Genomic DNA, 22727 nt, shown 5'->3' with positions numbered 1-22727 from the left:
ACTGTTAGCAATATTGGAAAAGTGCTGCGCGGGGCTTACCTCTAAGCGGCACGCAGACAGAAAGGGGGGCTACTTTATGAACATTCATACGCCCGACATCACCGCAATACCCGAGCGCGACGAGGCCGAAGCAGCACTGGACGTCCTGCGCCGCTGGGCCAAAAACGCAACGACAACAGACATTATCGAACTCGACCCGTCGGTCGCACGGCTTGTGCCCGGCGGTGATGGCGTCGATTACCCATCCTTTGCGCGCGACTACCCGGAAGGGTTCCATGTCGATGCGAAATACAAGGACACGCTGCCCGACCTGCAAAACGGGCCGTCGAGCCTGATCCGTGGCGCCAAGACGCGCATCCAACATGTCGGCATCTCGAACTTCCGCCTGCCGCTGCGGGTCGAAAGCCGCGATGGCGCGCCCCTGACGCTGGAAACATCCGTGACCGGCACTGTGAGCCTCGAGGCTGACAAGAAGGGCATCAACATGTCCCGCATCATGCGGTCCTTCTACAAACACGCGGAGGAGACATTCTCTTTCGGGGTGATTGAGGCGGCGCTTGACGACTACAAGGCGGATCTCGACAGCTTTGACGCACGCATCCAGATGCGGTTTTCCATGCCGGTGCAGGTGGACAGCCTGCGCTCGGGCCTGTCGGGCTACCAGTACTACGACATCGCGCTGGAGCTGGTAGAGCAGGCGGGTGTGCGCAAGCGCATCGTGCATCTCGACTACGTGTATTCATCGACCTGCCCCTGCTCGCTGGAACTGAGCGAGCACGCGCGTGCTGTTCGCGGCCAGCTGGCGACACCGCATTCGCAGCGCTCGGTCGCGCGGATTTCCGTGGCGCTCGAAGACGATGCGGATACCCTGTGGTTCGAAGACCTGATCGACGCCTGCCGCCGCGCTGTGCCGACCGAAACGCAGGTGATGGTGAAGCGCGAAGATGAACAGGCCTTTGCCGAGTTGAACGCCGCCAACCCGATCTTTGTCGAAGATGCCGCGCGGCTCTTCAGCGAACAGCTTTTGGCAGATGTGCGCATCGGGGATTTTCGGGTCGTCGCAAGCCACCAGGAAAGCCTGCACAGCCATGACGCCGTGTCGGTCCTGACTGAAGGTGAGACCTTCGAAGCGGACAGCATCGACCCGCGTATGTTCCAGACCCTGTTCCACACAGGTTAAGGGCTGGGCGGAGGACACCTCCGCCTTACGATTTGAAAGGCGCGCCCGACCGGGCGCGCCTTTTTCGTGCGCAGATGCAACCCGGCCATGCAGTATCGGCATTGGTAAGTCCGGGCGCCAAACCCTATATTCGCATCAACGGGAGGACACTGATTTACGCATGATTTGCGAGGTACTCCAATGGCTTACGTCTCCCACTCAAACTCTTCCATCCTAAGCAACCTGCTGGACCGCGTGACCGCGTTCTTTGCTGCCTTGGGTCATTCAGCTGCCATGTCGGCCGCTGCAGAAAGCCGGTTCCGCCGGATCGAGGCACTGCGCGCCAAGTCGGACGAAGAACTGGCTGCAATGAACCTGCGCCGCGAAGACATCGCGGCCTATGTGTTCCGGGACATGATGCACCTGTGACCCGTTTGCGGCGCCCGACAGCGTCGCATGATGGTTGACCTGACGGAGCGGTGGCACCCGCTTGACACCGCCCGCGCACCCCGCCAACGCTGAGCGCAATGATCGACCTGCGCCCTGTTGGATATGTGATCGGCCTGCTTGTGGCCGTGCTTGGACTGGCCATGATCCTGCCGATGCTCGTCGACGTGGCGGAGGGGCGGGGACATTGGCCGGTTTTCCTTGAATGTGCCCTGATCACCGTGCTGACCGGAGGCATGATTGCCCTCAGCTGCCAGAACGGCGTACGTGAAGGGCTGACAATCCAGCAGACCTTCCTTCTGACGACCGGTGTCTGGCTGGCACTGCCCATCTTTGGTGCGCTGCCGTTCTTTTTTGGCGAGACCGACGCGCGCTTTGTCGACGCATTTTTCGAGGCGATGTCGGGCCTGACAACCACGGGCTCCACGGTGCTGTCCGGGCTAGACACTCTGCCCAAGGGCCTCTTGCTGTGGCGCGGTATCCTGCAATGGCTGGGTGGCATCGGCATCATCGTTGTTGCCATGGTGTTCCTGCCCGAGCTGCGGGTGGGTGGTATGCAGATCTTTCGCACCGAAGCCTTTGACACCTTTGGCAAAATCCTGCCCCGCGCCACTGAGATCGCAAGCCGTATCTCGGTCATCTATGTGGCGCTCACGCTGATCTGCGCCCTCTGCTATATTGCCGCTGGCATGGACGCCTTCGACGCGACCGTACACGCAATGACAACGATCGCGACGGGGGGGTTTGCGAATTACGATGCGTCCTTTGGCGCGTTCGGGCCCGCCGTGTCATATGTTGCGACCGTATTCATGATCCTCGCAGCGCTGCCTTTCGTGCGCTTCGTCCAACTGAGCGCAGGAACGGCACAACCGCTGTTGCAGGACCGGCAGATCCATGTGTTCCTTGTCACGGCCTTCACCATCGTCGCCGTCATCGCCGCCTGGAACCTCTGGCAGCAAAACGCGGTGAACGAAGGGGCCGTGCGCGCGGCCCTGTTTAACACCGTGTCCCTGATGACAGGCACCGGCTACGCCAACGCCGATTACGGCCAGTGGGGCAGCTTTGCCGTGGCGGTCCTGTTTTTCACCGGCCTCATCGGCGGTTGCGCAGGCTCAACCGCTTGTTCGATCAAGGTGTTTCGCTACCAACTGCTCTTCGCCTCGATCAAGGCGCAACTCCAGAAAACCCGCAGCCCCCATGGCATCTTCACCCCACGCTATGCGGGCCGCCCGGTGGGCGAAGACGTCCTGAACTCGGTCATGTCGTTCTTCATGTTCTTCGTCGTGACACTCGGGGTTCTGTCCGTCGCGCTCGCCATGACGGGCCTCGATTTCGTGACCGCCCTTTCGGGCGCGGCCACAGCACTCGCCAACATCGGCCCCGGCTTCGGAGAGCAGATCGGCCCGTCGGGCAATTTCGCGGGCCTCAACGACACCGCCAAATGGCTGCTGGCCGCTGCCATGCTGATCGGGCGGCTGGAGCTGATGGCCGTCTACGTGATCTTTACCATTCAATTCTGGAGAGCGTGATGACGCATGACCCGGCTTTGGCCCGCCCTCTCGGTGCACAGATTTCCCACATGCTCAAGGACCGTGGGGTCGATGTGATCTTTGGCATTCCCGGCGTGCACAATCAGGAAATGTACCGAGGGATCGAAGAGGCGGGGATCACCCATGTGCTGGCCCGGCACGAACAGGGCGCGGGGTTCATGGCGGATGGGTATGCGCGGGCCACCGGCAAGCCGGGTGTGGCTTACGTGATCACAGGGCCGGGACTGACCAACATCATGACGCCGATGGGCCAGGCCTACAGCGACAGCGTGCCGATGCTGGTGATCTCAAGCTGTCTGGATGAAACGGCGGCGACTAAAGGGCAGCTGCACCAGATGAAGGACCAGCGCGCGGCAGCTGAAACCGTATGCGACTGGTCGGAGGAAGCGCGGGCAGCGGGGGCAGCCTATGCCTTGATTGATCGGGCCTTGATGGAGTTCGACACCCGTCGCGCACGCCCCAAGCACCTTCAGGTGCCAATCCACTTGCTGGAGGCAGAGGCCGCAGCACCGCCCCCCGCGGCCAACCAGGAACTCGCGGGCGACATCAGGCGCGATGAACTCGCTGTCCGTCGGGTTGCAGATGCACTCAAGGCCGCCCGGAAACCTGTCATGGTCCTTGGCGGTGGCGCGACAATTGGCGCGTCACTCTATCCCAAACTGGCCGAAGCGGTCGGCGCTGCCGTATTCACCAGCTATGCAGGCCGCGGGATCATGCCGCCCGAACATCCCTTGTCATTTGGTGCATCGCTGGCCCGGCCCGAGTCAGCCCGCGTGCTGAATAGCGCAGATCTCATCATCGTCGTCGGCTGTGAGTTGGCAGAGGTTGACTTGTGGCGCGCAGATCTTGGCAGTGATGCGCCGGTGATCCGGCTGGACATCGATCCGGCGGTCCTTGCCACGCATCAGCGCTCGCAGGACCGGGTGGTGCTTGGCGAAGCCTACGAGATCATGGAGGCAGTTCTGGACGAAGTGGCAGGGCATACGCCCGCCATAGGATGGGATCCGCATGATATTGCAAAAACCCGTGACCGCTGGCGCGCCGAGGTCGACGCCGAACGCCCCGGCATTGTCCCTGTCTGCGATGCCCTGCGCGACTGCCTGCCCGACGGCACGATGATCTACTCCGACATGACCCAGTTCGCCTACACGGCGAAAGAAGTCTGGGACATGGACCGCCCCGGCCACTGGCACCACCCGACGGGTTTCGGCACTCTCGGCTACGCGACCCCGGCAGCCATCGGCGGCGCGGTCGCGCGCAAGGGCAAGCCCACCATGGCCATCATCGGCGACTACGGTTTCCACTACACGATGCAGGAACTGGGTGTCGCCGTCGAACTCGGCCTGCCTCTTCCGATCATCCTCTGGGACAACGGCAAGCTGAAAGAGATCGAGGAAAGCATGGTCCGCGCCCAGATCGCGCCCAATGCCGTCGTCGCCCGCAACCCCGACTTCTGCAAACTGGCAGAAGCATTTGGGGCATACGCCACCGCGCCCAAGACGTTGTCAGAAATGCAAGAAGTCGTTCGCGCCGCATTCGACGCCAACGGCCCGACGCTGATTTATCTCACGCCGGACATATCAAACGCAAAATAGTCTTCTTCTGACTAAAAATACGACGGGGGAGCCCGGCACGGGCGGGGGCAGAGCCCCCTAAAGCATCGCGTCGCGGCACGCGGCCTTTGGATCACATCTTCGACCCTTCGGCACGGTAGATACCGCCCCAGGTCTTGCCTGAAATATAACTCGGGCAGCCTTTCTTGCGGGTGTTGACGATCAGGAACCACATGGTCTCACCCGGGCGCCCGGCGCGGCTGTATTCACAGCCCAGAGGATGCGTCCACCACTGTCCCTGATGCGACGCAGGCGGCTTGACGACGGCGGTGGCCGCGACGGCCTCAGCCGCTGGCACGATGACGAATGCGGCCGCAGCCACGGTTTTCACAAGAGATTTGAACATGACACACTCCGATCACTGAACACGGTTCGGCGCCCCCACGCCTTGGCGTCACAGTGACCCTGCTCCCGTTAACAGGCTGCTAACGGGGCACCTCGGAATGTGCGTGATTTTAACGAATTGCCGTCAGTCCCAGCAGCTCACAAGGACGGTCATGCCGGTGGCCGCTTCGGACAGATCAACCGGATCAATTGGTGCCGCACTGTTGGTTCCGGCCGCAGCCATGCCAGCCTGCGCCAGAACATCCTGCAACGCTTCCCGGTCCAGCGCAAAACGCACGCCGTCAGGCAGGGCGCGGCCCGTTTGCGCGTCAGGCAAAAGCATCCCCAGCACACCGCCACCTGCATCCAGCACGGGGCCACCCGCATCACCGGGCAGGGTGTTCACGGCCAGGCGCGCCAGGTCCGGCTCGCCATTCAATCCGCGCACATCGCTGAGCGTGCCAAAGGTCATAGACGGTGCCCCCAACACCCCTTCAAAGCTGAAACCGGCTGCGGCGACCTCCGATTGCAGACGTGGCTGCACTTCGGCAAAGCGTGCCACGGCGCGGGGCGCGAGGGTTGTTTCGGGTTTCAGCACGGCAACGCCGCGCGCATCATCCAGCACCGACACCTCGGCTTCGACATCGGAATCGATGGTCACGCGCGTACAGCTGTTGACCGCCTCCGCCGTGGTCAGAACCGTGCCACGGCGGTCCACGAAAAAGCCCGAACGCGACAGGCGCGGTTTGCGGATTTCCAGACCCGACACCAGGTCAATGGCCTGCTCAGAGGTGCTGGCGCTGGCCGGAATGGTGCCTTCGGTCCGGCTAAAGCTCTTTTCCATCTCGTCCATCAGGCGCGTGCGGCGTTCTTCGTCACCGGCGGGCCAGACAACGGTAAAGCCCTTGATCTGCCCATCTTCGAGCGCGACGCGGGTCTCCGACACGCGCGTTGCATCCTGGCCCACCAGTGTAAACGACCGGTCCTTTCGCTCGCGCGGCCCGTCGAGGGGGACGATGTCGAGCGTCTGCATGATGTCATACAGACCAAACAGCGTTGTTTGATCGCCCTGTTGGCTGATCAGAAGCACTGTCGCCTCAATGTCACCCGAAGCACTGTAATGCGCGAAGGGATACTCGTATTTGTCAAAGGCAACGACCTCTGTGGGCATCAGCATCTCGATGCCTGCGGTGTCGTCGCGGACGACCTCAAGGCCCAGACCATCCAGCACGGAGTTATAGTCCTGCAACAGCACGGCGCGCTGCTGCGTGGTCAGGATACCGGTCACGTCAAAGCCTTTGCGTTCTTGCCATGCGGCCATCGCGTTGCGCGTTCCGCGACCAAAGGCACCGTCGATGCCACCGCGATAGGTGCCTGCCCATTGCAGAGCCACCTGCAGGTCCTCGCGCTGGGCCCGGGTCAGTTGGCGTTCACTGCGCTGCGCCTGCGCTGGCGTTTCGTCTGCTGGCTCAGGGGCCGGGGCCTCGACCGTGGGTTCAGGTGCAGCAGGTGTTGCGGGCAGGGGCGCGTCAACCACGCCGCGGTTCAGCACGTTGGCGCCCACCGGCCAGAACTGCTGCCGAAAGGCGGAACTCAGCGCGATATAGCTGTCACGGGGGATAACGCCTTCGGATCGGTAGACGCGCAACACCTGTTCCGCGTCCGAACGCGCATAGGGTCCAAGGGCGATGCCATACCATCCGCCACCCAGGGAGAAGCCGTTCACGTCAGGCAATTCGGCAGCATAGATACGGGCACGATCCGTTGCAGCATTCAGGTTCGGCTGGGCCTCGATCTGGATCCAGACCGGATCCTCCTGCGCAAAGGTCCCGACAGCGGACGCAAGCACCATCACCCACGCCAGCATCATACGCTTCAACATCCGCCCATATCCCCTTGGTTGGTCTTGGTGCCATACTTGTACTGCGGCGCAGATTAAGCAGGATTCCGCCGCAATGGAAATGGTGGAATACCCGCAAAAAAGCCACCCCACGCGCAATTGACCATTCCGGGGGTGAGCCGTAGGTAAGTCACGCAGAACCAACCGATGGCAGCCTTCCATGTCCGACACCGTAACCACGCCCAAATCCTTTCAGGAAATCATCCTGCGCCTGCAGAACTATTGGGCCGAGAAGGGCTGCGCCGTACTGCAACCCTATGACATGGAAGTGGGTGCAGGGACATTTCACCCGGCCACGACGCTGCGCAGCCTCGGCACGCAACCCTGGGCCGCGGCCTATGTCCAGCCCTCGCGCCGTCCGACCGACGGGCGCTACGGTGAAAACCCCAACCGGCTGCAGCACTACTACCAGTACCAGGTGCTGATCAAACCCAGCCCACCGGACCTGCAGGACCTCTACCTCGGCTCTCTGCGCGCCATCGGCATCGACATGGATCTGCACGACATCCGCTTTGTCGAGGACGATTGGGAAAGCCCGACACTCGGCGCCTGGGGTCTCGGGTGGGAGGTCTGGTGCGACGGCATGGAAGTGTCGCAATTCACCTATTTTCAACAGGTTGGCGGTCATGACTGCCACCCCGTCTCGGGTGAGCTGACCTATGGCCTCGAACGGCTGGCGATGTATATCCTCGGTGTTGATCACGTCATGGACATGCCTTTCAACGACCCGCAAACGCCCATCGCACTCACCTACGGCGACATCTTCAAGCAGACGGAAGAGGAATACGCCCGCTGGAACTTCGACACCGCGAATACCGAGGTGTTGCTCGACCACTTTGTCGAGGCGGAGAACGAGTGCAAGGCGATCCTCGCCGCCGAACACGACGATCCGAAAACCGGCAAGCGGATCATCATGGCGCACCCGGCCTATGACCAGTGCATAAAGGCGTCCCACATCTTCAACCTGCTCGACGCGCGCGGCGTGATCTCGGTCACCGAACGCCAAGCCTATATCGGCCGCGTCCGCGCGCTGGCCAAGCAATGCGCCGATGCCTTCGTCCAGACGCGGGCAGGGGGCTGGCAGCCGGAGGATGCGGCGTGACCTACACCAACGCCACCCCAGTCCTGCGCGTCTCCGACTACGCGCGGGCCAAGGCGTTCTACATGGACGTCCTCGGTTTCGAGGTGACGCAGGAAGCAGGCGATCCCGTCACGGGCTTCGGCATCTTCCGGGCCGGGTCCGCGCAGATCTTTCTGATGGCATGGGACGGGCCGGATGCCGCGTATGATGGCTGGCGTGTCTATCTTTACCCACAGGACCTCGACGCCCAACTCGCGCATATTGCTGCGACGGGAACTGCCGTCTCTGGCCCAACCGTCACCGAATACGGGATGCGGGAGGTGCAGGTGACCGACCCCGACGGCAACGTCATCTGTCTGGGCGAGGACGCAGCGTGAACGGAAAGATCATCGGGATTGTCATTGTGCTGAGTTCGATCATCGCGGGCGCCGCCCTCTACTACCTGCAAGTCTACGGCTTCTATGACGAGGTTGAGTTGGCCGACGTCCAGCTTGTCTCGGTCGTCACGGACGCACCCGAACCCATCCCCTTCGACAATTTCCAGGCCATCGACGCCGAAAGCTCGCCCATCCGCTACCGGGCCTGCTTTACCACCGACATGTCGCTGGCCCTCCTGACGGAAACCTATGTGGGTCTCGACGACGCCACTCCGCGCAACGCGCCCGGCTGGTTCGACTGCTTCGACGCTGCCGGCATCGCAGCCGAGCTTGACGCAGGCACGGCCCTGCCGTTTCTCGGCGAAAAGAACATCGAATTCGGCGTCGACCGTATCGTCGCCATCACCGAGGACGGGCGCGGCTATATCTGGCACGAGCTGAATGATTGCGGCGAAAAAGCCTATGACGGCACAATCGTGGGCGAGGAATGCCCGGATCGCGACCTGATCACGCAATGACGCTTGTCGTTCCCGCTTTCATCACCGCCACTTTGGGGCTGGCGGTTTTCCTGTTCGGTACCATGCTGAACAGGAAGTTTGCGGTGCTGCGCCAGTTCAATATTCCCGAACCCGTGTCGGGCGGACTGATTGCCGCCGTCGTCGGCTTGTTTCTATACCTTCTTACCGGCGTCGAGTTCGCATTCGAAATGGAGGTCCGAGACTTCTTTCTTGTCCTGTTCTTCGCCGGGATCGGCTTGAACGCCCGGTTCGAAGACCTGCTGGCCGGTGGCAAACCGCTTGCCATTCTGCTGGTTCTAACGCTGGTGATGATCCTTTTACAGAATGGGATCGGGACAGCGGGCGCTTTGCTTCTGGGCTATCCGGCGGCGACGGGCGTGCTGTTCGGCTCTGCTGCGTTGATCGGGGGGCACGGTACGGCCATTGCCTGGTCGCCCGAAGTGGCCGAAGCCAGTGGCCTGGCAAACGCACCTGAGCTCGGGATTGCGGTGGCCACACTTGGCCTTGTGCTGGCAGCGCTCATTGGCGGTCCCATTGCGCGCCATCTTGTTGAAGGCAAGGCACTTACCCCGGACCGCCCGGACGAGGGGCTCACAGTCGGTTTGCCCGCAGACAATGGTCCGACGACACCGATCGATCCCATCAGCGTCTCGCGCGTGCTCCTGTATCTGAACCTCGCCATCATCGGCGGTTATACGGCCCACCTCGCGTTGATCGAGGCGGGGATAAAGCTGCCGCTTTTCGTGCCCTGCCTGATCATGGCGATCGTGATCGCAAACCTGCGCGAGGGACTGTTTCCCAAGGCGGAGCCGGTGTCCCGGACCCCGGCGCTGGCTCTCATCTCCGAAATCGCGCTGGGGGCGTTCCTGGCGATGTCGCTCATGTCTTTGCAACTCTGGACCCTGGTCGAGCTTGGCGCAGCCATCGGCTTGATCCTTGCGGTCCAGACACTGGCCACCTTGGCTTTCGTGATCCTCGTCCTGTTCCCCCTCATGGGCGGTGGCTATCGCGCTGCCGTGCTGGGGGCGGGGTTCGGCGGCTTTGCCCTGGGCGCGACGCCCACGGCCATCGCCAATATGACGGCCGTGACCAAGCGCTACGGCCCGTCGCCCATGGCATTTGTCATCCTACCCTTGGTCTCGGCGTTCTTTGTCGATATTGCGAACGCCATCGCCATCCAATTCTTCGTCAATCTCTAGAGCTTTCCAATGCCCGACCTGCTGATCGAACTGTTTTCCGAAGAAATTCCCGCGCGCATGCAGACGCGGGCCGGGGAAGACCTGAAGAAACTGGTGACAAACGGTCTGGTCGAGGCGGGCCTGACCTATGCCTCTGCCGCTGCCTTCACCACGCCCCGTCGCCTGACGCTGACGGTCGAAGGATTGCTCGACAAGTCGCCCACCACGCGGGAAGAGCGCAAGGGACCCAAGGCGGACGCACCAGAAAAGGCAATCGAAGGATTCCTGCGTGGTGCAGGTCTGACCCGCGATCAGGTCGAGGAGCGTGAAACGCCCAAGGGCAACGTCCTCTTCGCCGTCATCGAAAGGCCCGGTCGCCCCGCCGCCGACATCATTGCCGAGGTGCTGGCCCAAACCGTCCGCACCTTCCCTTGGCCCAAATCCATGCGCTGGGGGTCCGGTGCCCTGAAATGGGTGCGCCCGCTGCACTCGATCCTCTGCATCCTGACGGATGAGGCCGGCACCGAAGTGGTGCCGGGCGAGGTCGACGGCATCGCCTTCACCGACACGACCGAAGGCCATCGCTTCATGGCGCCAGGCCGCTTTTCTGTAAATTCTTTCGAGGATTACGAGAAGAAGCTCAAGCATGCCCACGTGGTGCTGAACGCGGAAGACCGTGCTGAAACCATCTGGCACGACGCGACCAATGCTGCCTTTGCGTCTGGCCTGGAAGTGGTTGAAGACAAGGGCCTTCTGGCCGAGGTCGCGGGGCTCGTCGAATGGCCCGTGGTCCTGATGGGCAAGATCGGTGACGACTTCCTCGACCTGCCGCCCGAGGTGCTGCAAACCTCGATGAAAGAGCACCAGAAGTTCTTTTCCGTGAAGAACCCCAAGACGGGCCGGATTGAACGGTTCATCACGGTCGCAAACCGCGAAACTGCGGACAATGGCGCGACCATTCTGGCAGGTAACGAAAAGGTTTTGATCGCGCGACTGGCGGATGCAAAGTTCTTCTGGGAGAATGACTTGCGCACCGTTCGTTATGTTGGACTTGAAGGCATGGCAAAGCCATTGGCCGACGTCACCTTCCACAACAAGCTCGGGTCTCAAGCCGAGCGCGTCGCGCGCATCGAAGCACTCGCCCGCGAATTGGCACCGGTAGTTGGAGCAAAGCCGGACCTCGCCGCCGAAGCGGCCCGGATTGTGAAAGCCGACCTCGCCTCCGAAATGGTTTTTGAATTCCCCGAACTGCAGGGGATCATGGGCAAATACTACGCCGAAGCGGCGGGTCATGATGACGGCGTGCCCGAGGCGTGCGAAGACCATTACTCTCCGCTTGGTCCGTCGGATGATGTGCCGACAGCGCCAGTTTCGGTGGCCGTGGCCTTGGCAGACAAGTTAGATACCCTCACTGGGTTTTGGTATGCGGGCGAAAAGCCCACAGGCTCAAAGGACCCGTATGCTTTGAGGCGTGCGGCATTGGGTGTTATTCGCACTACTCTCAAAAACGGCTTTTCGTTTAGTTTGTTGTCTTTGTCCGGGCGATCGAAACTTTTGCACATAGCAGATACAATTCGGGTGTTTGACGAAAGTGCGTCTAAGAATGTTGAGGGGTTTGCCAATCAAGAAAACCTTGATCTAGATCTTTTGAAAAGTGCGCTGGATGAAGTGAAAACTAAATCAATTGGGAAAAACGCACAGAAACAGGCGTTTGAAAACATTTCAGCTTACATTGACAACCTAGGTAAAGGTGAAGGTAGTGAGCTTCTTCTCGACCTCCTCTCCTTCTTCCACGACCGCCTCAAGGTCTACCTCCGCGACCAGGGTATCCGCCACGACATTATCGACGCCTGCATCGCGATGCCGCAAAACGACGACCTCACCCTGCTGGTCAAACGCGCCCGTGCCCTCTCCGAAACCCTCGCTACCGACGATGGCGAAAACCTGATCCAGGGCTTCAAACGCGCTAACAACATCCTCACGCAAGCCGAGGAAGCCGACGGCGTCGAATACTCCTATGGCGCCGACATCAAATTCGCCGAGGATGCCGAAGAAAAAGCGCTCTTCGAAGCGCTCGACACAGCCGAAGCCAAAATCGCACCCGCGATGCACGCGCAGGACTTCACGACGGCGATGCAGGCCATGGCGGCACTCCGCGGCCCCATCGACGCCTTCTTCGAAGCCGTCCAGATCAATGCCGACAACCAGACCGTCCGCCGCAACCGGCTCAACCTGCTCAGCCGTATCCGAACGCTCTGCCTATCGGTTGCGGACCTGACCAAGATCGAAGGCTAAGCCCTTCTTCTGACTGAAAATACGACGGGGATGAGGGCGCAGCCCGAGGGGGCTGGCCCCCTTACGCCGCCTAAACACCTGCACATACGCTCAAAATCCTTGTCACATCACCGTCACAGGGTATGGTGCGCGGCGAAAGGATCGCCGCAGTGCAGAATAATCCCAACACAACGCTGGTGACACCGACCGCACCCATCGCGACGGAAACGCACGGGGGGCGCGCGAAGTGCCTGCAACGCCTGAAACGGCTGGACCTGCCGGTGCCGACGACGGTCGCCCTGTCTTTCAGCGCGGTGCACGATATTGCCAGCGGGCACCTGCCGGACATCCGCGCGATTCTCGATCAGTTTCCCGAGGATGCGCTGCTTTGCGTGCGTCCGTCTTCCGAGGACCCCGATTGGGGCGGGCCGTCGGCCATCCTCAACATCGGGATGAACGATACCAGGTTCGAGACATTGTGCGCCACGCTGGGTGTCGATGCCGTCTCTGCCCTCTACACCCGCTTTGCACAAAGCTACGCCATCCATGTGGACCGGCTGGACCCCGACATGTTTGACGATGTCACAGGCGAGGGGCCGCAGGCGCTTCTGCAAACGCTGGAAGCCTATGAAAACGAAACGGAAACCCCGTTTCCGGCCACCCGCGCCGAACAGCTTGCCGGTGTTCTGAAATCCATGGCCCGCGCATGGGAAGGAACCTCCGCCCGCTTGCTGCGCCAGGCCAAGGGCGCGCCTGCGGATGCGGGCCTCGGCCTTGTCGTGCAGCAGATGGCCTTTGGTGTTGGGCAGGGCGAAAGCGGCTCCGGCGTCCTGCAGCTCGTGTCGTCCAAAACCGGGATGCCGCAGATTACGGGGCGCTATCTGCGCCAAAGCCAGGGGCGCGATGCCCTGCGCAGCGATGCCAACAGCCTGTTCATCACCCGCGATCCGCGCGGCCCGTCGCTGGAGGATCAGGTGCCCGATGGTTTTGCCCAACTGGTGGAACATGCCCGCCTCATGCGCGTCAAGCTGCGTGAAGAGATGCAGGTGGAATTCACCATCGAGGACGGGCACCTGCACATCCTTGATGGTGTCCGCGTGGCACGATCGTCCCGGGCCGCTGTCCGGATCGCGGTGCAACTTGCCCGCGATGGCATCATTCCACGACAAGAAGCGCTGATGCGGATTGAGCCGCGCACGCTCAACGAACTTCTTCACCGCCAGGTGGACCGGCATGCCAAGCGGGATATCCTTGGCAGCGGTATCGCCGCCAGTCCCGGTGCCGCCACCGGTCGCTTGGTGTTTTCGGCGAATGAGGCGCAGGCCAGTGCGGCCCGTCGCGAGGACTGTATCCTCGTGCGTCGCGAAACCTCTCCCGAAGATATTCGCGGCATGCACGCCGCCAGCGCCGTGATCACCGAGCGGGGCGGCATCACCAGCCATGCGGCGGTGATCGGGCGCGGCATCGGCCTGCCTTGCGTTGTGGGCGTAAGCGATATGCGCTTTCAGACCCGAAAAGGGCAGTTGACGGCTCAGGATGGGCGGATCGTGAAAGCGGGCGACGTTGTCACGGTGGACGGCACCAACGGCACGATCCTGCTGGGCGCACCTGAAATGCAGGAGGCCGCCCTTGATGACGCCTTCACAGACCTGATGGACTGGGCCGATGCGGAACGCGACATCGGCATCCGCGCCAACGCGGATACGCCCGCGGATGCGCAGACCGCGCGCAATTTCAACGCACAGGGCATCGGGTTGTGCCGGACGGAACACATGTTTTTCGAGCCGGGGCGGCTCACTGTCATGCGAGAAATGATCTTTGCCGCCACCAGCGATGACCGTCGTGCGGTGCTTGAACGGCTGCTGCCTATGCAACGCGCCGATTTCATCCAGCTTTTCAGGATCATGCAGGGCAAACCGGTCTGCATCCGGCTTTTTGATCCACCCCTGCACGAATTCTTGCCGACCGACCGAAACGGTCAACGCGAGTTGGCTGATGCATTGGATCTACCCCTGTCCGACGTGACGCGCCGGATCGAGGCGATGATGGAATACAACCCCATGCTTGGCCTGCGTGGGGTCCGTCTGGGCGTGACGGTGCCCGAGATCTACGAAATGCAGGCCCGTGCCATTTTCGAAGCGACCATCGAGGCCAGCCGCGATGGTGAGCCGGTCGTGCCCGAGATCATGATCCCGTTGGTGAGTGCCAAGCGGGAGGTGGAGCTCGTGCGCACCCGCGTTGATGCGGTTGCAACAACAGTTGCGATGACGGCCGGCGAGGCCTTTGACTACAAGCTTGGCGTCATGGTCGAAACGCCCCGTGCCGCCCTGCGCGCAGGCGATATCGCGCAGCACTGCAGTTTCCTGTCTTTCGGTACCAATGACCTCACACAGATGACCTATGGCCTGTCGCGGGACGACGCGGGCCGTTTCATGTCGGATTATGTCCGGCAGGAGGTATTCGTTGAGGATCCGTTCCATTCCCTCGACATCGATGGTGTGGGTGAACTTCTGCAACTCGGCTCTGAACGGGGGCGTGCCGCGCGGCCCGAGGTGACCCTGTCGATGTGCGGGGAACACGGGGGCAATCCCGAATCAATTGCATTCTGCAGGAATGCAGGTTTTGACTATGTCTCCTGCTCTCCTTTCCGCGTTCCGGTGGCGCGGCTGGCCTCTGCTCAACTGGCGATCGCCCACAAAATCGGGTAGCTACACGCGGTTTGGACGCTGTATTCTGGGCCAAACCACAAGCCGTATCTCGCTGGCGCATAGCGGCCATGTGCGACCAAAACGCCCAAAAACTGGACGTTTTGAACATTTTTCCCTAAATGCCGCTGATCGACAATGATCCTGGGGTGATCCATGCAACGTTTGGTCAAGGCGCTTACTGCGTGGTGCCTGTGTGCGGCCACGCCACTTTTTGCGGCTGATACGGATGGTTCTGTCTTGACCGGCGAAGCGCTGCGCAAGGCCGAGGCGCGTGGCTTGCGTGGTGTGTCGCAAGCGCTTTTGAGCGACATGCTGACGCCACCAGCACAGGCGACAGACCTGTCCTTTACCCGCAGCTGGCTTGACGCGCAGCCCACCGCCAAGGGTGGTGCACATTGGAAGTGCCTGAGCGAAGCGCTTTATTTCGAGGCGCGTGGAGAAACGGTGAAGGGCCAGTTTGCAGTGGCCGAGGTCATCATGAACCGCGTGCGCAGCGCGCGCTTTCCCGACAATGTCTGCGGCGTGATCAACCAGGGTACGGGCAAACGGTACCAGTGCCAGTTCACCTACACCTGCGACGGCAACCCTGAGACGATCCACGAACCCCGCGCGTTCGAGCGTGTGGCCAAGGTCGCCCGTGCCGTGCTTGATGGCCGTGCACCCGATCTGACCAAGGGCGCAACGCACTATCACACCACCGCTGTCCGTCCGCGCTGGAGCCGGGTCTACACCAAAACCGCATCCATCGGCGTGCACGTGTTCTACCGGCACACGTTCCGCACCGCCTCGAACTGACGTTTTCGGGCGCTGGCGCGGCGTCTTTGCCCCTGTCCCCGCGGGGACAGCTTGGATAGAAGGGCGCGAGTTCTTCTGCAAAGGCCACGCACCCATGGCATCCGAAATCCGTCTCGCGTTTTCCCACCCGTCCGAGCGGTCCGAAGCGACGGCAACTTCAGCCCCGCTCGACCGCATATCCGTCCGCGATCACACGGTCGAGGTCGAGATCGGCGCGTTCCAGGCCGAGCGCGGTGTGACCCAGCGTATCTGCTTCAACATCGTGGTCGAGGTGCGCCCACTGACCGGCCCTATCGACGACGATGTCGACCGCATCCTGTCCTATGACAAGGTGACTGAGGCCATCACTTATGAGTTGGCCGCAGAGCGTCTGAACCTTTTGGAAACTCTGGCCGAGCGCGTCGCTGACCGCATCCTGATCGAACCACAGGCCATGCGTGTCTTTGTCCGCATTGAAAAGCTGGACCGTGGTCCCGGCGCGCTTGGGGTCGAGATCGTGCGCAGCCGGGGCACATCGCGACCGGTCGCGGCAGAGGATATGGAAGAGGACGTGATGCACCCCGAGCTGGTGTATCTGTCAAACGCGGCCATCGCGTCGGATCATCTGAGCGGCTGGATTGACCAACTTGAAGCGATGGGCCGTCCGCTCATCTTCTGCGTTGGTCCCGCGGACATCGACGCACCGCAAGCCAGCCACCCGCTGGCGCAACGGCGCATCGACCTGTTGGCGATTGAACAGAATGCCTGGGTCCTCGCTGCGCGCGACGCGCGGTGCAAGGTGGTGGACACCCGGACAGAACTCGACTGGGCCATGCGCAACGGGCAGGCGTGTGTCTGGGCGCCGTCCAAGATCGTTCTGGATGCCGTTGACGGCCCGTCGGCCAAGGGGGCGGATGCGGTTGCACTGGCGTCGTGGTTCGCGGCCACGTTCGACGTGCGCGAAATGTTTGTCATCGGCGATGATGGTCCCACAGATGCGCCCGTTGCGCTGCGGGCGATCCCGGTCGATCAGGCCACGCTTTGATGCGCTACATTCGTCCGTTGATGCAGGTCGGCCCCGCCCGACCGGCGGGTGCGATCTCATGTGGCGGATGCTGGTTCACCGATGTGGAGTTGCTGTCGCGCGAGGCTGCACCGCAGGTTCTCCCGGTGTCTGAACTGACATCTGATGAACGGGCGTCTTTTGGCCGTGCCTGGGACGCACCGCAGATCATGGGCATCCTGAATACCACGCCGGACAGTTTCTCGGACGGCGGACAGCACAACGTGCGCAGAGATGCCGTGGCGCACGGGCAGGCTCTGATCGGGCAGGGGGCGCGGATCCTCGACATTGGGGGCGAAAGCACACGACCCGGCGCGCAGACTGTCGGCGTTGACGAGGAAATCGCACGCACCGCGCCCGTGATCCGGGATCTTCGGGCGGCAGGCGTCACGACGCCCATCTCTATCGACACGCGCAAGGCAGCGGTGGCCGAGGCTGCGCTGGATGCGGGGGCCAGCATCGTGAACGATGTGTCGGGCTTTACCTACGATCCCGACCTTGCACCACTCTGTGCTGCGCGTGGCGTGCCGGTCTGCGTCATGCACGCCCAGGGCGATCCGCAGACGATGCAGGACAATCCGACCTATGATGATGTGCTGCTGGATGTGTATGACTTCCTCGCGGAACGGATCGAGATGCTGCAGGCGGCAGGTATTGCCAAGGACAGGATCATCGCAGATCCGGGCATCGGCTTCGGCAAGACGCTGGACCACAACCTCGCCCTTTTGAACCGGATCAGTCTGTTTCACAGCCTTGGCGTACCGATCCTGCTGGGCGCGTCGCGCAAGCGGTTCATCGGCACCCTTGGCAATGCGCCCGACGCATCGGCACGCGCACCCGGTTCCGTCGCCGTGGCCCTCGCTGCCATCGCTCAAGGCGTGCAGATCATTCGTGCGCATGACGTTGCCGAGCATGCGCAGGCCATTGCGCTGTGGCGCGCATCCGTGGCACATCGCTGACATGACAAAACTCTTCGGGACGGACGGCGTCCGGGGCACGGCCAACGTGGCCCCCATGACGGCCGAGATGGCGCTGCGCATCGGTGCAGCTGTGGGGCGGTATTTTCGCAGGGACGGGGACAGCGTACACCGCGTGGTCATTGGCAAGGATACGCGCCTGTCGGGCTACATGTTCGAAAATGCGCTGACAGCCGGGCTGACCAGTACGGGAATGAATGTTCTGTTGCTGGGACCTGTGCCGACGCCCGCCGTGGGTCTGCTGACCCGGTCGATGCGCGCCGATCTGGGCGTGATGATCTCTGCCAGCCACAACCCCGCTCATGACAACGGCATCAAGTTCTTTGGCCCGGATGGTTACAAGCTGAGCGACGCGGCTGAAGCCGAAATAGAAAACCTTGTCTCTCAAGGGGTTGAGCCTGTCCCCGCCGGGACAATCGGGCGCGCAAAGCGGATTGACGACGGTCGGTTCCGTTATGTTGAGCGGGTGAAATCCTCGTTCCCGCGCCAGATGCGGCTGGATGGTCTGAAGGTGGTTGTGGATTGCGCCAACGGCGCGTCCCACCGTGTGGCGCCCGAGGCGTTGTGGGAACTGGGCGCGACCGTCATCCCGGTGGGCGTGTCGCCGAACGGTCACAACATCAACGAAGGATGCGGGTCGATGCATCCGCAAACCGCGGCCGAAGCCGTGGTGGCGCATGGGGCTGATGTGGGCCTTTGCCTTGATGGTGACGCGGACCGCGTGATCCTGCTGGACGAGAAAGGGCGCGTTGGAAACGGCGACCAGTTCATGGGGCTGATGGCGGCCCGGTGGGCGTCGGAGGGGCGTTTGCGGAACAACGCGCTTGTGGCGACGGTCATGTCGAACCTCGGGCTTGAGCGCTTCCTGCAAGGCCACGGTGTGCGGCTGGAGCGGACGGGCGTCGGCGACCGCTACGTCGTGGAACGGATGCGGCAGGGCGATTTCAACCTCGGTGGCGAGCAGTCGGGTCATATCGTGATGACCGACTATGCTACGACCGGTGACGGGCTGATGGCGGGGCTGCAATTCCTGGCGGAGTTGGTGCAATCTGGTAAGAAGGCGAGCGAAGTTCTGCACGTCTTTGATCCGGTGCCACAGCTTCTGAAGAATGTGCGCTTTGCTGCGGGTCAGACCCCGCTTGAGGTGGACAGCGTCAAGGCCGCGATTTCCGAAGCGGAGGGGCAGCTGAACGGCAACGGACGGCTTCTGATCCGCAAGTCGGGAACCGAGCCTTTGATCCGGGTCATGGCCGAGAGTGAGGACGAGGCAGTGTTGAACGCCAGTGTTGAGCATGTGGTCAGTGCAGTCGAGGCGGCTGTTGCCACCTGAAGCAGAGCGGCCCTCCGGGGGCGGTTTACTTAGCGAAATGAAGCTGCGGGATCAGCGCGCGAAAAGTCTGCGTAGCGCGCCGTATTGGCTGAGGCCGACCCCCACGAGAATGAGTGCCATCGCCGACAGCAAGCTGGGCGGGAGCGGTTCGCTCAGGATCAGCGCGCCCAAGACCACCGACCAGACGGGCACTTGGTAATTCGTGATCGACATGAAGACCGGGCCTGCGCTGCGGATCACCAGTACCCGGAGCATATTGGCCGCTGCCGTGGGGATCAGGCCGAGGCAGGCGATGACGATCAGGGTTTGTGTGTCGGGCAGGGGTGGTGGCCCTTCAACAACCCAGGCTGCTGGCAGGGTGATGCAGGCAGCGATGAGGAGCACGACTGTCGAAAGGCCGATGGGATCGACCGCAGGCAGGCGCCGCATCAGTATGGATGAGATGCCGTAGCAGCACGCGGCGCTGATACAGGCAACGCGCCCGGCCGTTTCGCGCTGCGCGCCGCTGGTCTCGAATGCCTGCCCGCCAATCAGGATGCAGACCCCGACAAAGCCGATGACAAAGCCGAGGCTGCGGCGCCATGTCATGCGTTCGCCCGGAACGAAGAAGTGTGACAGCGGCAGCACGATCAACGCCACGGACGCCATGGAGACGCCCGCAAAGCCGGACGTGACGTATTGCTGGCCCCAAGCGAGCAGCATGAACGGAATGGCCGAACTGAAACTGCCGATGGCGATGAGGGCCGTCCAAGTATATGGCTTCGTTTTGTTTTTGAACAGCTGACCACCCGTGGCCTGCCATATGGCAACCATGAGCACGGCGGCAAAGCAGATGCGCCCTGCGGCGAGCCAGAATGGCGTGATGCCCCGCAGCGCGATTTCGGTCACCAGGAATGTGCCACCCCAGGTGAACCCCAGGATGGCAACCATCAACCAGCTTGCGCCCGTGATCTTGGGGCTAGCGGTCATGCAATGCCCTGCTGTCCGCCGGCGCTTGCTCTCGCTCCGTCATGCCGTAGTCGCGGATGACCCCGGCGACACGCAGGCGGTAGTTGTCGAAGTGGATGTCGCGGCCCGCCGTTTGCGCGCTGCGGTGTTCGGGCAGTTTGCGCCAGTGTTCGAGGGCAGCTTCGTCTTCCCAGAAGGAGAGAGACAGCAGCTTGCCCGGCTCAACGAGGCTTTCAAACCGCTCGATCGAGATGAAGCCGGGGATGTCGACCAGATGCTCCTTGAGCGCTGCAGCCCGGTTCAGATACGCGGTGCGGTGGCCGTCTTTGGGCCAAACTTCGAAGATGACAGCAATCATTTGGAGCCTCCCTGCGGTGCGGACACGTTTTGCAGCCATGTCCGGTCTTCCTTGAGAATGAATTTCTCGGATTGTGCAAACAGGTAATTCTCGCGCCCCAGCGGATCGGCCGCGAGGCGGGCGCGGTATTCTTCATAAGCGGCAAGGTTTTCAACGTGATAGATGCCGTAGGCGAGGGTCGATGACCCTTCATGCGGTGCAAAATATCCCACGAGGTCCGCGCCGCAGCGGGGGATACACTGGCCCCAGCGTTGCCCGTATTCGGCAAAGGCGGCGCGTTTGGTTGGGTCGATTTGATACTGGATGATGCAGGTGAGCATGTTTGGTCCTTTCGTTGCTGGCCTTGTCCTAGCACTTTGACGAACGGCAATGCTTCGGCTACGGTCGAACTATGAAGGAAGGTCCAGATATCTCTCATATCGCGGCGTTGATCGGTGATCCGGCGCGGGCGAGTATCCTCACCGCGCTGATGGATGGGCGCGCATTGACGGCGTCTGAATTGGCGGAGGAGGCAGGCGTGGGCCTGTCCACGGCCAGCGGGCATTTGTCGAAGCTGGCCGAGGCGGAGTTAATCGCCCCACGCAAGTCCGGGCGGCACAAGTATTTCAACCTGGCTGACGCAGAGGTCGCGGGCGTGCTTGAGGCGTTGATGGGGCTGGCCGCTCGCAAAGGGGCGACGCGGGTGCGGACGGGGCCGAGGGACGCGCAGATGCAGGTGGCGCGGGTGTGTTACAATCATCTGGCCGGGCGGATGGGCGTGCAGATGTATCGCAGCCTGATCGGGCGCGGATTGCTTGCGGAAGAGGGCGAAGATGTGGCGCTGACTGGCGACGGGCGCGAGTTTGTCACCGGGTTCGGAATTGATGTGACGGCTTTGGAAACCGGGCGGGCGCGGATGTGTCGGACCTGTCTGGACTGGTCGGAGCGGCGCAACCATCTCGCGGGGTCTTTGGGCCGCGCGATGCTGACCCGGATGGAGGATCAGGGCTGGATGCGGCGGGATGCGGGCAGCCGTGCGGTTCTGGTGACCCAAAAAGGAAAGGCCGCCTTTGCGACGGCCTTTCCCGAAACATGAAGAACTAGATTTAGTTCTTTGATTTGTCGACCATTTTTCCAGCCGAAATCCACGGCATCATGCCGCGCAGGGTCTCGCCAGTGGCTTCGATCTGGTGTTCGTCGTTGATGCGACGTGTGCCTTTGAAGAAGGGCTGGCCAACCGCGTTTTCCTGCATGAAGTCACGCACGAACTTGCCGGTCTGGATGTCGGTCAGGATCGCTTTCATCCGCGCCTTGGTCTCGTCATAGGGCAGGACGCGCGGGCCGGAAACGTATTCGCCGTACTCGGCAGTGTTCGAGATCGAGTAGTTCATGTTTGCGATGCCGCCTTCGTAGATCAGGTCCACGATCAGCTTCACTTCGTGCAGGCACTCGAAATAGGCCATCTCGGGCGCGTAGCCCGCTTCGACCAGCGTCTCAAAACCCATGCGGATCAGTTCCACGAGGCCACCGCAGAGCACGGCTTGTTCACCGAAGAGGTCGGTTTCGCATTCTTCACGGAAGTTGGTTTCGATGATGCCCGAGCGGCCACCGCCGATGGCGGAGCAGTAGGACAGGCCGATTTCCAGCGCGCGGCCCGAGGCGTCATTGTCGACGGCCACGAGGCAGGGTACGCCGCCGCCTTTGACATATTCGCCGCGCACGGTGTGGCCGGGGCCCTTGGGTGCCATCATCACCACGTCGATGCCGGGCTTGGGCTCGATCAGGCCGAAATGGACGTTCAGGCCGTGAGCAAAGGCAATCGCAGCGCCTTCACGGATGTTGTCGTGGACGTATTTCTTGTAGGTTTCGGCCTGCAGTTCATCGGGCATTGTGAACATGATCAGGTCAGCCCAGGCCGCCGCCTCGGCGATGCCCATGGTTTTCAGGCCTTCGCCTTCGGCTTTGGCGATCGAGGGCGAGCCTTCGCGCAGAGCGACGACGACGTTCTTCGCGCCGCTGTCGCGCAGGTTCAGGGCGTGGGCGTGGCCCTGTGAGCCGTAGCCGAGGATGGCCACGTTCATGTCTTTGATCAGGTTGATGTCGCAATCGCGGTCATAGTAAACGCGCATGGTTTTCCCTCCGGAGTTTGTGTCTGGGGCGCGTTATACG

At 62.0% G+C, this 22727-nt stretch carries 21 protein-coding genes; 15 read left to right on the top strand and 6 right to left on the bottom strand.

The window, feature by feature from the left end; all coding sequences use genetic code 11:
* Positions 1 to 76 precede the first annotated feature (76 nt).
* The 4 genes from folE2 (at position 77) to KUV51_RS08575 (ending at position 4751) form a co-directional block, all read left to right on the top strand.
* Positions 77 to 1180, top strand: coding sequence for a GTP cyclohydrolase FolE2 (gene folE2, locus KUV51_RS08590; protein WP_222521117.1), 1104 nt, complete (start codon positions 77 to 79; stop codon positions 1178 to 1180).
* A 180-nt stretch (positions 1181 to 1360) separates the two neighbouring features.
* Entirely contained in the window at positions 1361 to 1588 is a 228-nt protein-coding gene (locus KUV51_RS08585) for a DUF1127 domain-containing protein (RefSeq protein ID WP_222521116.1), read from the top strand.
* A gap of 98 nt (positions 1589 to 1686) precedes the next feature.
* Entirely contained in the window at positions 1687 to 3135 is a 1449-nt protein-coding gene (locus tag KUV51_RS08580; protein WP_222521115.1) for a TrkH family potassium uptake protein, read from the top strand.
* Positions 3135 to 4751, top strand: a complete 1617-nt coding sequence (locus tag KUV51_RS08575; RefSeq protein ID WP_222521114.1) for a 5-guanidino-2-oxopentanoate decarboxylase — start codon at positions 3135 to 3137, stop codon at positions 4749 to 4751. The genes KUV51_RS08580 and KUV51_RS08575 overlap by 1 nt, the downstream gene beginning before the upstream one ends.
* Positions 4752 to 4842: 91 nt before the next feature.
* Here KUV51_RS08575 and KUV51_RS08570 read toward each other — a convergent pair whose 3' ends face one another.
* Positions 4843 to 5115 carry a hypothetical protein gene (locus KUV51_RS08570; protein ID WP_261385688.1) on the bottom strand — a complete coding sequence of 91 codons (273 nt, stop codon included), beginning with the start codon at positions 5113 to 5115 and terminating at the stop codon, positions 4843 to 4845.
* 123 nt (positions 5116 to 5238) lie between these two features.
* On the bottom strand, positions 5239 to 6975 hold the full coding sequence (locus tag KUV51_RS08565; protein WP_222521113.1) for a serine protease: 1737 nt from the start codon (positions 6973 to 6975) through the stop codon (positions 5239 to 5241).
* Between the two features lie 178 nt (positions 6976 to 7153).
* On the opposite strand from KUV51_RS08565, the gene KUV51_RS08560 reads away from it, so the two are divergent.
* The 10 genes from KUV51_RS08560 to glmM all read left to right on the top strand — a co-directional run bounded on the left by KUV51_RS08560 (position 7154) and on the right by glmM (position 19273).
* Complete coding sequence (locus KUV51_RS08560) at positions 7154 to 8095, top strand: glycine--tRNA ligase subunit alpha (protein WP_222521112.1); 942 nt, start codon at positions 7154 to 7156, stop codon at positions 8093 to 8095.
* On the top strand, positions 8092 to 8451 hold the full coding sequence (locus tag KUV51_RS08555; RefSeq protein WP_222521111.1) for a glyoxalase superfamily protein: 360 nt from the start codon (positions 8092 to 8094) through the stop codon (positions 8449 to 8451). Before KUV51_RS08560 ends, KUV51_RS08555 begins: the two co-directional genes overlap by 4 nt.
* The gene (locus tag KUV51_RS08550; RefSeq protein WP_222521110.1) at positions 8448 to 8969 is read left to right on the top strand and encodes a DUF6446 family protein; all 522 of its coding nucleotides are present in this window, start codon (positions 8448 to 8450) and stop codon (positions 8967 to 8969) included. Before KUV51_RS08555 ends, KUV51_RS08550 begins: the two co-directional genes overlap by 4 nt.
* Positions 8966 to 10168, top strand: coding sequence for a sodium/glutamate symporter (gltS, locus tag KUV51_RS08545; protein WP_222521109.1), 1203 nt, complete (start codon positions 8966 to 8968; stop codon positions 10166 to 10168). Before KUV51_RS08550 ends, gltS begins: the two co-directional genes overlap by 4 nt.
* Positions 10169 to 10177: 9 nt before the next feature.
* Positions 10178 to 12442 (top strand): glycine--tRNA ligase subunit beta, encoded by a 2265-nt coding sequence (gene glyS, locus KUV51_RS08540; RefSeq protein WP_222521108.1) that lies wholly within the window; start codon positions 10178 to 10180, stop codon positions 12440 to 12442.
* Between the two features lie 122 nt (positions 12443 to 12564).
* Positions 12565 to 15129: a putative PEP-binding protein gene (locus KUV51_RS08535; RefSeq protein ID WP_222521107.1), complete on the top strand. Its 2565-nt coding sequence runs from the start codon at positions 12565 to 12567 to the stop codon at positions 15127 to 15129.
* Between the two features lie 153 nt (positions 15130 to 15282).
* Entirely contained in the window at positions 15283 to 15924 is a 642-nt protein-coding gene (locus tag KUV51_RS08530; RefSeq protein ID WP_222521106.1) for a cell wall hydrolase, read from the top strand.
* 94 nt (positions 15925 to 16018) lie between these two features.
* On the top strand, positions 16019 to 16948 hold the full coding sequence (locus KUV51_RS08525; protein ID WP_222521105.1) for a dihydroneopterin aldolase: 930 nt from the start codon (positions 16019 to 16021) through the stop codon (positions 16946 to 16948).
* Entirely contained in the window at positions 16948 to 17925 is a 978-nt protein-coding gene (gene folP / locus KUV51_RS08520) for a dihydropteroate synthase (RefSeq protein ID WP_222521104.1), read from the top strand. Before KUV51_RS08525 ends, folP begins: the two co-directional genes overlap by 1 nt.
* 1 nt (position 17926) lies before the next feature.
* Complete coding sequence (gene glmM, locus KUV51_RS08515; RefSeq protein ID WP_222521103.1) at positions 17927 to 19273, top strand: phosphoglucosamine mutase; 1347 nt, start codon at positions 17927 to 17929, stop codon at positions 19271 to 19273.
* Between the two features lie 51 nt (positions 19274 to 19324).
* Here glmM and KUV51_RS08510 read toward each other — a convergent pair whose 3' ends face one another.
* The 3 genes from KUV51_RS08510 to KUV51_RS08500 are packed head-to-tail and all read right to left on the bottom strand — an operon-like array spanning position 19325 to position 20899.
* Positions 19325 to 20242 (bottom strand): DMT family transporter, encoded by a 918-nt coding sequence (locus KUV51_RS08510; RefSeq protein WP_222521102.1) that lies wholly within the window; start codon positions 20240 to 20242, stop codon positions 19325 to 19327.
* Positions 20232 to 20579 carry an antibiotic biosynthesis monooxygenase family protein gene (locus KUV51_RS08505; RefSeq protein ID WP_222521101.1) on the bottom strand — a complete coding sequence of 116 codons (348 nt, stop codon included), beginning with the start codon at positions 20577 to 20579 and terminating at the stop codon, positions 20232 to 20234. Before KUV51_RS08505 ends, KUV51_RS08510 begins: the two co-directional genes overlap by 11 nt.
* The gene (locus KUV51_RS08500; protein WP_222521100.1) at positions 20576 to 20899 is read right to left on the bottom strand and encodes an NIPSNAP family protein; all 324 of its coding nucleotides are present in this window, start codon (positions 20897 to 20899) and stop codon (positions 20576 to 20578) included. Before KUV51_RS08500 ends, KUV51_RS08505 begins: the two co-directional genes overlap by 4 nt.
* 71 nt (positions 20900 to 20970) lie before the next feature.
* On the opposite strand from KUV51_RS08500, the gene KUV51_RS08495 reads away from it, so the two are divergent.
* Positions 20971 to 21654, top strand: a complete 684-nt coding sequence (locus KUV51_RS08495; RefSeq protein WP_222521099.1) for an ArsR/SmtB family transcription factor — start codon at positions 20971 to 20973, stop codon at positions 21652 to 21654.
* Positions 21655 to 21664: 10 nt separating this feature from the next.
* On the opposite strand, the gene ilvC is transcribed toward KUV51_RS08495, so the two are convergent.
* Positions 21665 to 22687: a ketol-acid reductoisomerase gene (gene ilvC / locus KUV51_RS08490; RefSeq protein WP_039687620.1), complete on the bottom strand. Its 1023-nt coding sequence runs from the start codon at positions 22685 to 22687 to the stop codon at positions 21665 to 21667.
* Positions 22688 to 22727: the final 40 nt, after the last annotated feature.

This window comes from Tateyamaria omphalii, assembly GCF_019802125.1.
In the GTDB taxonomy this organism is placed as follows: domain Bacteria; phylum Pseudomonadota; class Alphaproteobacteria; order Rhodobacterales; family Rhodobacteraceae; genus Tateyamaria; species Tateyamaria omphalii_B.
Note: the sequence above shows the minus strand (reverse complement) of the source record. Positions and strands in the feature narration are given on the sequence as shown.

Excerpts from the sequence above, each read along its gene's own strand:
- KUV51_RS08575 (WP_222521114.1), top strand. The coding sequence starts at position 3,135 with ATGACGCATGACCCGGCTTTGGCCCGCCCTCTCGGTGCACAGATTTCC.
- folE2 (WP_222521117.1), top strand. The coding sequence starts at position 77 with ATGAACATTCATACGCCCGACATCACCGCAATACCCGAGCGCGACGAG.
- glyS (WP_222521108.1), top strand. The coding sequence starts at position 10,178 with ATGCCCGACCTGCTGATCGAACTGTTTTCCGAAGAAATTCCCGCGCGC.
- KUV51_RS08525 (WP_222521105.1), top strand. The coding sequence starts at position 16,019 with ATGGCATCCGAAATCCGTCTCGCGTTTTCCCACCCGTCCGAGCGGTCC.
- KUV51_RS08510 (WP_222521102.1), bottom strand. The coding sequence starts at position 20,242 with ATGACCGCTAGCCCCAAGATCACGGGCGCAAGCTGGTTGATGGTTGCC.
- gltS (WP_222521109.1), top strand. The coding sequence starts at position 8,966 with ATGACGCTTGTCGTTCCCGCTTTCATCACCGCCACTTTGGGGCTGGCG.
- KUV51_RS08530 (WP_222521106.1), top strand. The coding sequence starts at position 15,283 with ATGCAACGTTTGGTCAAGGCGCTTACTGCGTGGTGCCTGTGTGCGGCC.
- KUV51_RS08495 (WP_222521099.1), top strand. The coding sequence starts at position 20,971 with ATGAAGGAAGGTCCAGATATCTCTCATATCGCGGCGTTGATCGGTGAT.
- folP (WP_222521104.1), top strand. The coding sequence starts at position 16,948 with ATGCGCTACATTCGTCCGTTGATGCAGGTCGGCCCCGCCCGACCGGCG.
- KUV51_RS08570 (WP_261385688.1), bottom strand. The coding sequence starts at position 5,115 with ATGTTCAAATCTCTTGTGAAAACCGTGGCTGCGGCCGCATTCGTCATC.
- KUV51_RS08585 (WP_222521116.1), top strand. The coding sequence starts at position 1,361 with ATGGCTTACGTCTCCCACTCAAACTCTTCCATCCTAAGCAACCTGCTG.
- KUV51_RS08505 (WP_222521101.1), bottom strand. The coding sequence starts at position 20,579 with ATGATTGCTGTCATCTTCGAAGTTTGGCCCAAAGACGGCCACCGCACC.
- KUV51_RS08565 (WP_222521113.1), bottom strand. The coding sequence starts at position 6,975 with ATGTTGAAGCGTATGATGCTGGCGTGGGTGATGGTGCTTGCGTCCGCT.
- glmM (WP_222521103.1), top strand. The coding sequence starts at position 17,927 with ATGACAAAACTCTTCGGGACGGACGGCGTCCGGGGCACGGCCAACGTG.
- KUV51_RS08500 (WP_222521100.1), bottom strand. The coding sequence starts at position 20,899 with ATGCTCACCTGCATCATCCAGTATCAAATCGACCCAACCAAACGCGCC.
- ilvC (WP_039687620.1), bottom strand. The coding sequence starts at position 22,687 with ATGCGCGTTTACTATGACCGCGATTGCGACATCAACCTGATCAAAGAC.
- KUV51_RS08580 (WP_222521115.1), top strand. The coding sequence starts at position 1,687 with ATGATCGACCTGCGCCCTGTTGGATATGTGATCGGCCTGCTTGTGGCC.
- KUV51_RS08535 (WP_222521107.1), top strand. The coding sequence starts at position 12,565 with ATGGTGCGCGGCGAAAGGATCGCCGCAGTGCAGAATAATCCCAACACA.
- KUV51_RS08560 (WP_222521112.1), top strand. The coding sequence starts at position 7,154 with ATGTCCGACACCGTAACCACGCCCAAATCCTTTCAGGAAATCATCCTG.